General features: G+C 64.3%; 10 protein-coding genes, 1 tRNA gene and 1 pseudogene. 5 read left to right on the forward strand and 7 right to left on the reverse strand.

Annotated features, from left to right (window positions below; translation table 11 throughout):
* Window positions 1-120: 120 nt before the first annotated feature.
* Window positions 121-985 (forward strand): annotated as a pseudogene (locus EDE08_RS05055) (isocitrate lyase/PEP mutase family protein).
* Entirely contained in the window at window positions 982-1,281 is a 300-nt protein-coding gene (locus tag EDE08_RS05060; protein WP_131867775.1) for an acylphosphatase, read from the forward strand. Before EDE08_RS05055 ends, EDE08_RS05060 begins: the two are co-directional and overlap by 4 nt.
* 161 nt (window positions 1,282-1,442) lie before the next feature.
* On the opposite strand, the gene EDE08_RS05065 is transcribed toward EDE08_RS05060, so the two are convergent.
* Entirely contained in the window at window positions 1,443-2,960 is a 1,518-nt protein-coding gene (locus EDE08_RS05065) for a PAS domain-containing hybrid sensor histidine kinase/response regulator family protein (protein ID WP_131867777.1), read from the reverse strand.
* 108 nt (window positions 2,961-3,068) lie between these two features.
* Window positions 3,069-3,944 (reverse strand): LysR family transcriptional regulator, encoded by an 876-nt coding sequence (locus EDE08_RS05070; protein ID WP_131867779.1) that lies wholly within the window; start codon window positions 3,942-3,944, stop codon window positions 3,069-3,071.
* 114 nt (window positions 3,945-4,058) lie between these two features.
* On the opposite strand from EDE08_RS05070, the gene EDE08_RS05075 reads away from it, so the two are divergent.
* Entirely contained in the window at window positions 4,059-4,481 is a 423-nt protein-coding gene (locus EDE08_RS05075) for a tautomerase family protein (RefSeq protein ID WP_131867781.1), read from the forward strand.
* A 50-nt stretch (window positions 4,482-4,531) separates the two neighbouring features.
* Here EDE08_RS05075 and EDE08_RS05080 read toward each other — a convergent pair whose 3' ends face one another.
* A complete protein-coding gene (locus EDE08_RS05080; protein WP_131867783.1) occupies window positions 4,532-5,245 on the reverse strand; it encodes a DNA helicase in 714 nt (237 codons plus the stop codon).
* 172 nt (window positions 5,246-5,417) lie between these two features.
* Window positions 5,418-6,167: a lipoyl(octanoyl) transferase LipB gene (lipB, locus tag EDE08_RS05085; RefSeq protein WP_131867785.1), complete on the reverse strand. Its 750-nt coding sequence runs from the start codon at window positions 6,165-6,167 to the stop codon at window positions 5,418-5,420.
* A 68-nt stretch (window positions 6,168-6,235) separates the two neighbouring features.
* Between lipB and EDE08_RS05090 the strand changes: the two genes are divergently transcribed.
* Together EDE08_RS05090 and EDE08_RS05095 are read left to right on the forward strand one after the other, a co-directional pair.
* Window positions 6,236-6,478: a FliM/FliN family flagellar motor switch protein gene (locus EDE08_RS05090; RefSeq protein ID WP_011088012.1), complete on the forward strand. Its 243-nt coding sequence runs from the start codon at window positions 6,236-6,238 to the stop codon at window positions 6,476-6,478.
* Between the two features lie 182 nt (window positions 6,479-6,660).
* A tRNA-Leu gene (locus EDE08_RS05095) sits at window positions 6,661-6,745 on the forward strand.
* Window positions 6,746-6,973: 228 nt separating this feature from the next.
* Here the strand turns inward: EDE08_RS05095 and EDE08_RS05100 are convergent.
* The 3 genes from EDE08_RS05100 to EDE08_RS05110 form a co-directional block, all read right to left on the reverse strand.
* Window positions 6,974-8,395, reverse strand: coding sequence for an HlyD family type I secretion periplasmic adaptor subunit (locus EDE08_RS05100; protein WP_131867787.1), 1,422 nt, complete (start codon window positions 8,393-8,395; stop codon window positions 6,974-6,976).
* Window positions 8,382-10,568, reverse strand: a complete 2,187-nt coding sequence (locus EDE08_RS05105; RefSeq protein ID WP_207912899.1) for a type I secretion system permease/ATPase — start codon at window positions 10,566-10,568, stop codon at window positions 8,382-8,384. The genes EDE08_RS05100 and EDE08_RS05105 overlap by 14 nt, the downstream gene beginning before the upstream one ends.
* A 223-nt stretch (window positions 10,569-10,791) precedes the next feature.
* Window positions 10,792-13,956 carry an AIDA repeat-containing protein gene (locus EDE08_RS05110; protein WP_131867789.1) on the reverse strand — a complete coding sequence of 1,055 codons (3,165 nt, stop codon included), beginning with the start codon at window positions 13,954-13,956 and terminating at the stop codon, window positions 10,792-10,794.
* Window positions 13,957-14,288 lie beyond the last annotated feature (332 nt).

A 14,288-nucleotide genomic window follows, 5' to 3' on the forward strand; every position in this document is an offset into this window, starting at 1 on the left:
CACCCTGAGGAGCCGCGCTTGCGCGGCGTCTCGAAGGGCGAGGCCACCAGCCGGGCCTGCATCCTTCGAGACGCGCGCAAGAGCGCGCCCTCAGGATGAGGAATTTGGAGTGAGGCACCCATGGCCTTTCGTTCCCGCCGCGAGAAACTTCGCTCCATCCTGTCGGGCGCAACTTGTGTCCATCCCGGCTCGGTCTACGACGCCATCTCGATCCGCATTGCCGAGGACCTCGGGTTTCCACTCGGCATGTTCGGGGGATCAGTGGCCTCGCTCGCCGTGCTCGGCGATCCCGATGTCACGCTGATCACGCTCACCGAGCTTGCCGAGCAGATGCGGCGGATGTCCCGCGCCGCAACGCTCCCCGTTCTGGTCGACGCGGACCATGGCTACGGCAATGCGCTCAACGTGCGCCGCACGGTGCAGGAGCTGGAGATGGCGGGCGCCGCCGGCCTCACCATCGAGGACACGCTGCTGCCGGCTGCCTTTGGCGAGACCAAGGCGCAGCTGATCTCGCTCGAGGAAGGCGTCGGCAAGATGAAGGCGGCGCTTGGCGGCCGCAGCGATCCGTCGCTGGTGATCATGGGCCGCACGGGCGCTGCCGCGATCACCTCGATCGAGGATGCTTCGCCGCGCCAAGGCTTATGAGGCCACCGGGGTCGATGCGTTGTTCTTCACCGGCATCAAGTCGCGCGCCGAGCTCGAGGCCATCGCATCTGCCACGCGCCTGCCGATCGTGCTCGGCGGTGCGCCGGACGAGTTTAACGCGCTCGATTACCTTGCGAGCCGGCGCGTACGCATCGCACTCCAGGGTCATGCGCCGATCGCCGCCGCGACACAGGCCGTCTACGAGACGCAGAGGGCGCTGCGCGAGGGCACGGCGCCGAAAAGCCTCAAGGGCTTGGCGTCGCCGGAGCTGATGGCCCGTGTCATGCGCGAGAGCGAGGCCAGGGTGCGCAGCGCCGATGTCCTCGGACTGAACAAGTGAGCCGGGCAATTCTCCAGGTCATGATCCGCGGACGCGTGCAGGGCGTCGGCTATCGGGCCTGGGTCGAGTATCAGGCGACGACGAGCGGCCTCGAAGGCTGGGTCCGCAACCGTCGCGACGGCAGCGTGGAAGCGCTGTTCGCCGGTGCGCCGAAGCACGTTGCCGACATGGTCGCGCTGTGCCGCCACGGCCCGCCGTCCTCGCGCGTCGACAGCGTCACCAGTGAAACCGCGAGCGTGGATGAGCTGAATCTGCGCCGGGCAGGAGAGACGTTCTCGGTGCTGCCGACGGTGTAGGTCTGCTCCCTCGCCCCGCTTGCGGGGAGAGGGTTGGGGTGAGGGGGAGTCTCCGCGGGGACGGTGAGAGTTGCCCTTGCGGAGACTCCCCCTCACCCGGAATTCGCGCTTTCAGCGCGTATTCCGGCCTCTCCCCGCACGCGGGAGAGGCGAAGAGGAAATCATCGCGGCAGCTTGGCGATCGCCTCGCTCAGCTCGTGGATCTCATAGGGCTTGCGCAGGATCGGGAAATCGCCACGCACGCCGGCGGCGACCTCGCTGTAGCCGGTGGCAAGCAGGATCGGCAGGCTGGGGCGGATCTGGCGGAGGCGACGGGCGAGGCTGAGCCCATCCATCTTGCCGGGCATGACGATGTCCGAGAACACGAAGTCGACGCCGTTGCTCTCGATCTCGCGCAGTGCCGCTTCGGCATCGGCGACCCGGCGCACTTGATAGCCGAGCTGCTCCAGAAGTCCGGTGCTGACCAGAGCGACGTCGGGATTGTCCTCGACCAGCAGCACCGTGCCGCTGCCGCGGAGAGGCGTCCCCGATGTCTCGCGCGACGGCGCATCTGTGCCGCGCGGCAGGATGATGGTGAATGTCGTGCCCTTTCCGAGCTCGCTTGCGACCGTTATCGTGCCGCCGGCCTGATGAGCGAAGCCGTGCACCTGCGAGAGGCCGAGGCCGGTGCCTTTTCCGATCGGCTTGGTGGTGAAGAACGGCTCGAAGATCTTGTCGACAACGTCGGAGGGAATTCCGAGCCCGGTATCCGTGACGTCGATTGCGACGAAGTCGCCGGCGAGGGGAGGTTCGTTCAGCACGATATTGCGCGCGCCGATCGTCACCGTGCCACCGTCCGGCATCGCGTCGCGGGCATTGATGACGAGGTTGAGCAGCGCGGTCTCGAGCTCGGAGACGTCGGCCTTGATCGGCCATGTGTCGGAGCGAATGTCGAAGGCGAGATGCACGGAACTGCCCACTCCGGCGTCGAGCACCTCGCGGATGGCCGCGACGCGTTCGGCGAAATCGATCGCCTGCGGGTTGACGCTCTGCCGCCGCGCGAAGGTGAGGAGCTGGTTCGTCAGCGCGGCGCCGCGTTTGGTGGCGGTCTCGATCGCGGACATGGCGCGCTCGAGCTTGGGGTCGCCAGAGGCGCTCTTCTTCAGGATGTGAAGGCTGCCGCTGATGATCATCAGAAGATTGTTGAAGTCGTGCGCAACGCCGCCGGTGAGCTGTCCGAGTGCGTCGAATTTCTGCGCCTCGGCGAGCTGCTTCTGCATCGCCTCGAGCTTGAGCTGGGCATTGCGACGTTCGGTGATGTCGCGCGTGATCTTGGCGAAGCCGATCAGCGCGCCGCTCTCGTAGATCGGGTCGATCACCACGCTGGCCCAGAAGAACGTGCCGTCCTTTCGGACGCGCCAGCCTTCCTCCTCATATCGGCCCTTTTCCCGGGCAATACCGAGCGCCCGCGCAGGCTTGCCATTGGCGCGGTCGGTCTCGGTGTAGAAGCGGGAAAAATGCTGGCCGAGGATTTCCTCGGGGGAATAGCCCTTGATGCGTTCGCCGCCGATGTTCCAGCTGGTGATGATTCCCTTGGGGTCAAGCATGTAGAGGGCGTAGTCGGCGACTCCCTCAACCAACAGCCGGAAACTGCGCTCGCTCTCGAACAAGTCTCTCTGTTGACTGAACTTTTCGGTCATTCCGGACCCCGCCTCGACGGGGACAAACGCCGCACATGGCGGATTAGTTCCCGTTCTGTGGGAAATTTTTAGGCAATATCCGCACTATATACGGTGGCCGCCGGGTAATCAGGCTCCTCGGATCGGCCGCTGGCTCGTCGCCAGGCTCCGGAACGTCGCGGCTACAGCGCGCAGTGCCGCGAGCTTGGCGGGATCGCTGACTTTCGAATGCAGCATCACCTTCGAACTGCCGAGCCTCGGCAGCTTGTGCGCAGGCCCGATATCGACCAGGCCCGGAGGCGCGATCCGCCGCGCCAGCGGCGCGATTGCAAGTCCGGCAAGCGCCGCCGCAACCACGGCCGTGACACCGCCGCCGACGAAACGCTCGCGCCAGGGCGTGCGGGCCCTGTCGAGCGCGCGCACGGCGATGGCGCGGACGCCACACGGCGGGGCGAGCGTTGCCAGCGGCAGTGCTTCGCCCTTCGGGAGCGTCAAACGCCGTGACGCGAACCAGCCGAACTCGTCATCAGCCAGCTTCTCGCCGCCGCGGCGGCTGCCCTCCTGGCGGACGATCACCGCGTCCAGCTCGCCCGCATCATAGGCGTCCTGCATCTCGCGCGAGAAACCGATGGTGACGGCGAGCGTGAGATTCGCGGACATCGCGTGCAGCCGTTCGAGCAGCGTCACCAGTTCGGGGCCCGCGGCATGGTCGGAGATGCCGAGCGAAAGCGACTGCGCGGCGGAAGCCTCGCCGGAGAACGCGCGGTCATGCGCTTCCATGAGCGCGCGGGCGCGATCGAGGAAATCAGTACCATCGGCCGTGAGCCGAACCGCGCGCGGCGAGCGTTCGACGAGGCGTTTCCCCAGCAACGTCTCCAGCCGTTGCAGCTTGAGGCTGACAGCCGCCTGCGTCGTGCCGAGTGCTTCGGCCGCCCGGGTAAAGCTCTGGAGGTTGGCAACCAGCAGGAAGGCCCGGACCGTGGCGATGTCGAGCGTTGCGTTCATTATGGATTGTTATCACTGATATAAGTCTCGATAAGATACCAAAATCATGGTCCCAGGTCTAGCTTCTCACCAACGCCGCGCAAGGCCCGGCGCAGCATCTTGAGGAGAACCACCATGCCCCTGATCAAAGTGTCCTACGCCACGTCTCGCCAGTCGCCGCCGCTGAAGGCCGACATCGCCAATGCCGTATCCGAGCTCACGGCAAAGATCCTGCACAAGGATCCCAAGGTCACCGCCATCATCGTGAAGTCCGTGGATACCCACGATTGGTTCGCGGGCGGCAAGTCGCTCGCCGAGCAGAAGCTCGCAAGCTACTGGATCGACATCCGCGTTACCGAGGGCACCAACACCAAGGACGAGAAGGCGGCTTATCTCGCTGCAATGTTCAAGCGCATGGCCGATATCCTGGGCCCGCTGCATCCCGAGACCTACCTGCATGTCGACGAGGTCAAGGGCGATGCCTACGGCTTTGGCGGCCTGACCCAGGAGCGGCGCTACATCGCCGGCAAGCTCGAGGTTTCGCTGCAGGCGGCGTGATGCCTGATCGCGGGTGAGCAATCTCACCCGCGACCGGTTGCGAGGGATCGTCAGCTCGCTGCGCGGAACTGAACTTCCGAATTGTTGATGAAGCACGTCTTGTCGAACAGCTTGAGGTCCAGCGGGTTCGGCAAGCGGACATCGCTGAGATCAGGACAGGGCTTGACTGCGGGATCGTAGGATCGGTCGATCTGCGAGATGAATACGACGATCAACCCCTTGTCGCGTGCAAACGATTTCAGCGCGCGCACCTGAACGGTCAGGTCGGGATTTTCCCGCCGCTGGTCGAGCAATTGCAGATAGTCGATCACCACGAATGTGCCGCGCGGGGCGGGGGCCATCTGCTTGACGACGTAATCGGCGCTGATCGCATCGGAGCAATCGAGCTCGAACACTTTGTCGAACTGCGCTGGCTCCACGCCGATCGCCCGCAAGCGGTCCAGAACGTCTCTCTCGGTGTATTCGAGCGAGAAGAACGCGGCACGGCTGCCTTTCCTCATGGCCTCCACCGCGAGTTCGAGACTCATCAGGGTCTTGCCATGACCGGGTCGCGCACCCAGCAGCACCAGCTCGCCCGGCCGGAATTGAGGAAACAGCTTGCCGGCCGGCGTCTCCGCCGCAGCTTTTGCCGCCAGTAAGCTCCAGGCGGAAAACCCTTCCGCTGTGGCGATGCGGTCAAGCGCGTCGTGGAGTGGAATGCCTTCCTCGCGGGACAGGCGCTTCGCCTTGCGCTTGAGATGATAGATCGGCGCAGACAGTCTCATCGTGAGAACCTCCCATTGCGAGCATGATCGCAATCCCTCCTTATGCCCAGCGCTCGAACAGTCGGTCCGATGATCAATTCGCCCGGCAGGAAGTCTGCTTTCCCGGCGGAGGGGGGAGGCGTGGGCGACGCCGGAATCGAGTATAGCCGATTCCGCGCAGAACGCGGTAGCGCTAGGCAACGGCTTCCGGCAGCAGCGCGCGGGTTGGCCCAAACAATTCTTCGAACGCCCGCCTGAGCGCGATATCGACGTCGGCCACGGTCACGAGCTGGCCGAGATCGACCAGCGAGGTGACGCCGTAGCGGGGATCGGCAACGCCGCAGGGCACGATGCCGGCGAAATGCGACAGCTCCGGCTCGACATTGATGGCGATGCCGTGGAACGACACCCAGCGCTTCAGGCGGACGCCGATCGCCGCGATCTTGTCCTCGTGATCGGCTCCCTTGTCGGGTCGCCTGACCCAGACGCCAACCCGGTCCTCGCGCCGCTCGCCGCGAATGTTGAAGGCAGCCAGCGTGCGCAGGATCAATTCCTCCAGGCTCGCGACATAGGCCCGCACGTCAGGCCGGCGGCGCTTGAGGTCGAGCATGACATAGGCCACCCGCTGGCCCGGCCCGTGATAGGTGAGCTGCCCGCCGCGCCCGCTCGCGAAAGTCGGGAATCGCGCATCGAGCAGGTCGGATTGCTTGCCCGAGGTGCCCGAGGTGTAGAGCGGGGGGTGTTCGAGCAGCCAGACCAATTCCGGGGCCTCGCCCGCCGCGATCGCGGCGACCCGGGCCTCCATGATGGCAACGGCATCCGGGTACGGCACCGGTGCATCCGAGATGAGCCATTCGACGGGCTCGCCGCCTGCGGCGGAAAACGACGTCAGATCGAGCTCTTGACGCTGGCTTTGGCGGGGGTTTTCAGGCGAATTAACCATTGGCTAACCATAACGTGGTGATGATCGCAGGCGCAAATGAAGAGTCCCATGTCGCGGCGGTCCTGACAGTGCCCACTCTCGATAAAGTCACCGTGGATCTCATGGTCGTCCTCGGGACCACCACCATGCCGATCCATCAAGTATTGCGTCTTTCCCGCGGCGCCATCATCGAGCTGGATGCTACCGAGGCCGACGAGGTCAAGGTCTTGGCCAATAATCTGCCTGTTGCCTCCGGCGTCGTGCTGGTCGATCGCAACCGGATCGCGGTCGAGGTCAAGCAGATGCTGCCGCGCACGCCGGGGACCCGGTAAGGCCGCGGGGCAGGCGGTAGCGGCCTGGGGACCAGCACGGGCCGATTCGGGCAGAGGGCTGGAACTTTCCTGCAAAGCTTGTGGAATTCAGGGCCTTTGCAGGCTTGTACCCCTCTGATGGATTTGTTAGATCGGCGCCGTTGATCCGGCTGGCCCTCAAGCCTCAAGCCGGCATCCCCAAAGCGCTCGTGGCGGAACTGGTAGACGCGCTGCCTTGAGGTGGCAGTGAGTAAAATCGTGGGGGTTCGAGTCCCTCCGAGCGCACCAAACCAACGCCTAATATATTGAAATTATGGCGTTTTTCTTCCAAACTTTACTACGCAAAGTTACTGCTCTGTTCTCGATCGACGTTCCGGCCCAGTTCGCGTCGGGCACCGGCATGAATTCATCCAGTGGCGTGTAAGCCAAACCCTGGGCGGGATTGGTTGGATCGATGCATCTCACCCGATCCGACTGCGCCTTTTCACCGTCTCCAGCTTGTCATCGCCGCGCGCCTCAGCGCTCCCGCAAGCTTTCCTGACCATAGCGAATGAGCGGCGAGATCAGATAGCTTAGGATGGTCCGCGTGCCGGTCTTGATTTCGACGGTCACGGCCATGCCGGGCGCCAGATTGACGGTGCGCCCATCGACGTCCATTTCGGGGCGGTCGAGGGAGACGCGGGCGGAATAGACGAGTTCCTGCCCTTTCGGCTCGCTGGATGCCGTTTCTGTGCCCGTCGGCGCCTCGCCGGGCTTTTCCTGCGGCTTGTTGCGGACGATGGCGTCCTGCGAGACGCTGAGCACCCGGCCCTGACGTAATCCGTAACGGGTGAAGCTGAACGTATCGATCTTGATCGCGGCCTCTTCGCCCGGACGGACGAAGCCAATGTCGCGGTTGGAGATCATGGCCTCGATCTCGAGGCCGCCGCTTGTTGGCACCAAAACCATCAGCGTCTGCGCCGGCGTGACAACGCCCCCGATCGAGTGGACGGCGAGTTGCTGAACGATGCCGTCTTCCTGCGCGCTGAGGCGCAGCAGGCTGGTGCGCTGCTCGGCCTTGATAATGTCCTGGCGCAGCCCTGTTGCCTTCTGCTCGGCCTTTGCGAGTTCGTCGAACAGGCCACGCTGGTATTCGGCTTCCGTGCGCCGCAAGGTCTCTTCGATGCCGCCCACGGCCGCGTCAGCCTCGGCAAAGTGGCTCTTCTGGACCAGCAGTTCCTGCTGGTAGGAGACGAGGTCCTGCATCTCGGTGAGAAATTGCAGCTTGGAGCCGTATTCGCGGTCGACTAGATATTTCCGTACATCGACGCGCTGCTGGAGGATCGGGATCAACGAGGAGATCTTGCCGATCGAGGCCTCGGTGGTTGCCCGCTCCGCCTTCTTTTGCGCGCCCTGCCATTCCAACGTGGTCAGCTTGGCCGACTGTTCGGCTGTTTGCGAAGCGAGGAACCGCTTGGCGGTCCGGATCTGCTCAGGGGTAGCGCGTTCGGGCGGGACGAATTTGCTTTCGTCACCACCGGCAAGCGCTGCCCGCAGGCGCGCGATGTCGAGTTCGCTGGCGACTAGGTCGCTCTGGAGATGGCTGAGTTCCGCTTGGCTCATCGTCGGGTCGAGTTCGATCAGCAGGTCCCCGGCCTTCACCCGCTGACCATCCCGCACGTGGATGGCACGCACCACGGCGGTCTCGAACGGCTGGATCACCTTGGTGCGGCCATCCGGCACGATCTTGCCGGTCGCAATGGCGATGATGTTGACCGTGCCAATGCTGGCCCAAATCAGCGCGATCAGGAAGACCGCCGAGATCGTCCCGGAAATGGCGCGGCCGATCGGGGAGGGCGGTGTCTCCACGATCTCTACGGCGGCCGGAAGGAATGCCCGCTCGTCGCGCGTGCGGGTCGGCCTGCCTAGCGAGGCGAGCCTCGCCCTAGCCGACTTCATGGATGCCTGCCTGGACACGATGAAGTGTCGCATAACGCCCGCCGCTGCGGATCAACTGGTCGTGCGAACCGTCCTCGACGATGCGCCCGCGCTCGATCGTGATGATGCGGTCCGCTGTCCGCACGGTCGAGAGCCGATGCGCGATGATCAGGACGGTACGGCCTGCCGTGATCTCGCGCATGTTCTGCTGGATCACCCGCTCGCTCTCGTAATCGAGAGCGGAGGTGGCTTCGTCGAAGATCAGTACCCGCGGATTGCTCGTCAGCGCCCGCGCGATCGCGATGCGCTGGCGCTGACCTCCCGACAGCGTGCTGCCCCGCTCGCCGATAATCGTGTCATAACCGTCCTGGAGCTCGAGGATGAACTCGTGCGCGCCGGCAAGCTGCGCCGCGGCGACAACCCGTTCCATCGGCAGGGCAGGGTCCGCCAGCGCGATGTTGTCGCGCACCGAGCGGTTGAACAGCATGTTCTCCTGCAGCACGACGCCGACCTGCCGACGCAGCCAGGTCGGGTCGACCGCTGCTAGATCGTTGCCATCCACCAGCACGCGCCCCGATTCGGGCAGGTATAGCCGTTGAATCAGCTTTCCCAATGTGCTCTTGCCGGATCCGGAGGTGCCGACGATCCCGACGATCTGACCGGCCGGTATTCTCAGGTTGATGTCGTTCAGGATGGACGGTCCGTCGATCCGGTACCGGAAGCCGACATGCTCGAAGACGATCTCGCCGCGGATAGCCGGCAGGGCCGCGCGTCCAGGCCGGTGCGTCGGCTCCGGCACGGTGTTGAGGATGTCACCGAGCCGTTCGACCGACAATCGCGCCTGGTGGAAGTCCTGCCAGAGCTGGGACAGTCTCAGCACCGGTGCGGTGACGCGGCCAGATAGCATGTTGAAGGCGACGAGTTCGCCGACGGTCAGATTGCCGTCGATGACGAGCTTGGCGCCGAAATAGAGCAGCACCGCCATGTCGATCTTGCTGACGAACTGAACGCCTTGGCTGGCGACGTTGCCAAGATTGACGACTCGGAAGCTGGACGCGACGTAGCCTGCAAGCTGCTCCTCCCAGCGCCGTTGCATCTGCGGCTCGACGGCCATGGCCTTGAGCGCCTCGACGCCCGTGACGCTCTCCACCAGGAATGACTGGTTCTCGGCGCCGCGCTTGAATTTCTCGTCGAGCCGATAGCGGAACAGCGGCGTGGCTCCGGCGGAGATGGCGATGTAGAACGGAAAGGACGCGATGACGATTGCGGTCAGCAACGGCGAGTAGAACGCCATCAGCGCCAGAAACACGAAGGTGAAGAACAGATCGATCACCAGCGTCAGGGCCGAGCCGGTGATGAAATTGCGCAGATTCTCGAGTTCACGGACCCGTGCCACGGTGTCGCCGACGCGCCGCGCCTGGAAATAGGACAGAGGAAGCGCCAGCAGATGGCGAAAAAGGCGCGCGCCGAGTTCGACGTCGATGCGGTTCGTGGTGTGCGCGAACAGGTAGGTGCGCAGGCCGCCGAGGACGACCTCGAACATCGATATCGCGACGATGCCCACGACCAGCACGTCCAGCGTCCCGAGGCTGCGGTGGACGAGCACCTTGTCGATCACCACCTGGAAGAACAGCGGCGACACCAGCGCGAAGATCTGCAGAAAGAACGAGGCCAGCAGCACCTCGCCGAGCAGGCCGCGATAGCGGTTGATCGCGCCCATGAACCAGGTGATGTCGAAGCGCCGCGACAATTCGGCCAGCGCTGCCCGCTTGGTCATCAAGATGACGCGGCCGTCCCAGAGTACCTCGAACTGGGCCTTGGTCAGCATCTGCGGACGCGGCGAGCCGGGATATTGCACGATGGCCTTGCCGTCGCCGGCCTTGCCCAGGATGAGGAAGCCGCCGTCGCGTAGCGGAACGACGGCCGGCAGGGGTGTCTTGTCGAGACGGTCCCAGCTCGTCTTCACCAGCCGCGCCTTGACGTTGAACTGCTTGGTCGACCGCAGCATGTCCGTGATGCCGATGACGTTCACCCCGAGCTGATGGCGAAGTTGCTCCGGCTCGGCGGGGACGCCGAGGAGTTGGAGCATCATGACCAGCGCGGTCAGACCGGGATCGGCTGCCGGTCCCGCAGAGACGGCAGCGGCCGCTTGTTTGGCCGCCGGCTCCCTCGCATCGGTTTCGTTCATGGTCATTGACAGCAGCTATCCGAGGTCACCAGGTCCGGATGATCGGACATCTTCTGCCGACGGCAGGCGGTCGATAGCTAACGCTGCTATGTTACGGTTTGATAACTACGTTCGAGACTTGCGGACAATGTTATTGCGTGTACGTCGTTGCCCGTGAAGCGGGAGGCCGAGAGGGGCCTCCCGCTTCGGACGGAAATCGGGACCGGCTGTGCCGGTGCCGATCGCGGGATCAGCCGTGGCTGACCAGCGTGGTCTGCTGCTGGGTGGTGTCCTGCGCCACGAAGCTGCTCTCCGTGCCTGCGTCGGGAACGAGACTGGCCGATTGCTGCACGAGCAGCGACAGCGAGATGGCCGTCCCGCCGTGGCCGTCGTCAGCGACGTTCAGCTCGGTGCCGGACTGTACTCCGGCAAACTGGTAGGCGTGGGTACCGGTATTCGTTACCAGTGTCAGAGTCGAGCCGTCGAAGGTGAACGAGGAGACCGACGTGTTGAGCAGGTCGATCATGTCGCCGACTTCGAAGTTCGACACGGTGCCGGTGAGGCCGTCGGCCTTCTCCAGCATCAGCGTTGCCGCCGAGCCAGCGAAATCGACGCCATTCTCCACGCCGCCCGCCAGCACGCGTTCCACGCCGCCGGCCAGATGCGTGCCCGAGACCGAGCCCGTCACGTCCAGTTCGCCGCCGTTGATCGTGGTGTTGAAGGCCGTGCCGGCGATCCAGGCGAAGCCGCCATCGATCGTCGTGCCCGAAGCGGACGCGCCGGTGTCGACGTACAGAAGGCCACCGGCATTCACCGTGGTCGCGGTCACGCTGCCGCCATCGCCGACATAAGCGTTGCCGCCAGCCTGGACCACCGTCTGGTCGGCGCTGGCACCTTCGAGGACCTGCTGCGAGCCGCTGAGCAGCGTGCCGGTCACGGCGCCGTGGTAGACGTCCTGGAAGGCTCCGGCCTCGACCGTCGTGCCCGAGGCGCTGCCGCCGTTATAGACGTGCTGGGCGCCCCCGTTCTTGACCGTCACGTTGTTCGCAATGCCGCCGGTCTGGGATTGACCGTCGCCGATCGAACCACCGTTCGAGCTGCCGTTGACGAACTGGAAGCCGCCGCTGATGACGGTGTCGTCAGCGGTGGCCCCGGTGTCGACGTACTGGAGACCGCCGGTGTCGATCACGGTGCCTTCAGTGTGGCCGCCGTTGCCGACATACTGATAGCCGCCGCTGGTGACGGTGGTGTTGATCGCGCTGCCACCGGCAAGAACCTGTTGCTGGCCCTTGAGCGTAACGTTGGTGACGGTCGAGCTCGAGTAGACGTCCTGGTAGCCGCCGGCTTCCACTGTGGTCCCGTCGGCCTTGCCACCGAAGTAGACGTGCTGCTGACCGCCGGCATGGACCGTCGTGTCGCTGGCGTTGCCGTAGTCATACTGCACGCCGCCGCTCAGGATGTCGGCGTGCTGGGTCGTCGCGCCGTTCTGGACATCGACGATGCCCCCATTGCCGATCGTGATGTGGCCGGAGACGTTGCCGCCGCCGACAACATCGAGCACGCCGCTGCCGAGGACGACGTAGCCCATCGAGGTGGTGCTCGCCGAGGTGACCGAAACCGGAGCGGTGGATACCAGCGTGGGCGCCGCGAAGACCGTCGAATTGCCTATGTTGCCGGCGAGGTCCGTGGTCTTGGCGGTCAGGTTGTTGGCGCCCTCCACCAGAGTCACACCGGCCAGGCTCCAGGATCCGTCGTCGCCAGCCGTCGTGGTGCCGATCAGCGGCGCTTCGTCATAGACCGAGACCTGCAGGCCAGGCTCGGTGCTGCCGCTGATGGTGAAGTTGGGCAGGTTGGAGGTGTTGAGGCTGACGCCGGTAATGCCGACAACCGGCGCAGCGGTATCGACAGTGACGTTGACCGCGGCGGCGGCATCGCTCACCGCGCCGGTTGTATCTGTGACTTTGGCGGTGATTGCATGGGTGGCGTCGCCGAGCACGCCGGTCTGAAGGTCGATGTAGCCGCGTGCGATGTCGGCAAGCGCGAGTGTCACGCCGGTGCCCAGCGCGGTCTGGCCATCGAACAGCTGGATGACGTCGCCCGCGAAGTTGCTGCCGGTGGCAACGCGAACCATCAGGTTGGTGTCGTTGGTGCTGGCGCCGTTGGCGATCGTGCCGGTGTTCGGCGAGACGTCGTCGGTTACTGACGCGATGGTCGGTGCGGTGGGCGCGTTCGACAGATTGAAGACCTGGGCGGTGATGCCATAGGAGGAGTTGTCGCCGAGAGTCTGGCTGAAATCCTGCCAGCTGATCACGAAGCCGCCATTCGCCAGCGCCGCGACGGTCGGGTAGTACTGATAGCTTGCGGTCTGCGAGTTGACGACGTATTCGCCGCCGACCTTGGCCCCGGCCGCGTCATAGACCTGCGCCTTGATGCCAGAGCCGCTGCCGTCCGCGGTGCCTTCGTCCGACCAGGTCACGACAAAGCCGCCGCCGGTCAGGGCGGTGATGCTCGAAAAGCCTTGATTGCCGCTGGTCTGGGTATTGACCTGGAATTCGGAGCCGACCTTGGCGCCGCCGGCCGTGAACACCTGCGCGCGAACTTCGCCGCTGGCATCCTCGAAGCTGATGACGAAATTGCCGTTGGCGAGCCCGGTCACGCCGGCAACCATGCGATTGTTGTAATAGGCTTGATCGACGATGAATTCGCCGCCCACCTTGGTTGCCCCGCTGGCCGTGGGGTGGAGCACCTGGCCGCGAACTTCCCAATTGCCGGTGCGGAAATCGTTCCAGGTCACCACGAAGTCGCCGTTGCTCAGCGTGGTGATCGAGGTTCGCTCCTGATCATAGACGCTGGTCGAGTTCACCAGCAATTCCGAGCCGACCTTGGCACCGTTCGAGTCGTAGACCTGGGCCTTGACGTCGGGCGCGGACGAACCCTGATTGGTCCATGCGACCACAAAGCCGCCGTTCGGCAGACCGGTGATAGCCGGCATGTTCTGATTGCTGGAGGTGACCGTATTGATCAGAACCTCGCTGCCGACCGGGGTGCCGCTGGCACTGTAGATCTGGGCCTTGATGTCTCCGCTCGTCGAGTTCTGGTCCTGCCAGGAGACGACGAAACCGCCGTTGCTGAGGCCGGTCACGACCGGAGTGGTCTGCGATCCCGTGGTCTGGGTGTTGACGAGGAATTCCCAGCCGACCTTGCTGCCGTCGGCGGCATAGACCTGCGCCTTGACGGAAGAGCCACTGGCGTCGCCGAGCGAGCTGCTGCCGCTGCCGTTATATCCGGCGAGACCATCCTGCCAGGTGACGACGAAGCCGCCGTTGGCAAGCCCGGTGACGGAGGGGTACCACTGGCCGCCGGCCGTTTGGCTATTGACCTGAAATTCGGTACCTATTTTTACGACGGTGGTCATAACATAACCTCAAAGGATGCTGCGGGACGCTGATGGGTTAGAATCCGTGCGCGCCGCGTCATCCGGAATGCGCGCTAAACCCGCGCAGGGGATAAACGATATGTTTATGATATTTTATGATATTGATTTGCATATGATGTGACATTGTGCCCGATCTGGATGTCAATCCGCGGGCAAGAATTGGATCGAAGGCCCGAAAGACTGGCTCTTCGTTCGTCAGGCGGCCGCGTCGATCTCAGAAGGAGGGGGCTATCGCCTATCTTCCGGCAAGCGGCGTGATTCACGAGCGCCGTCACTGCAAGTACGTGATGGGAGTCGGCAGCATGGGCCGT

Source organism: Bradyrhizobium sp. R2.2-H (assembly GCF_004346455.1).
GTDB lineage: Bacteria > Pseudomonadota > Alphaproteobacteria > Rhizobiales > Xanthobacteraceae > Bradyrhizobium > Bradyrhizobium diversitatis.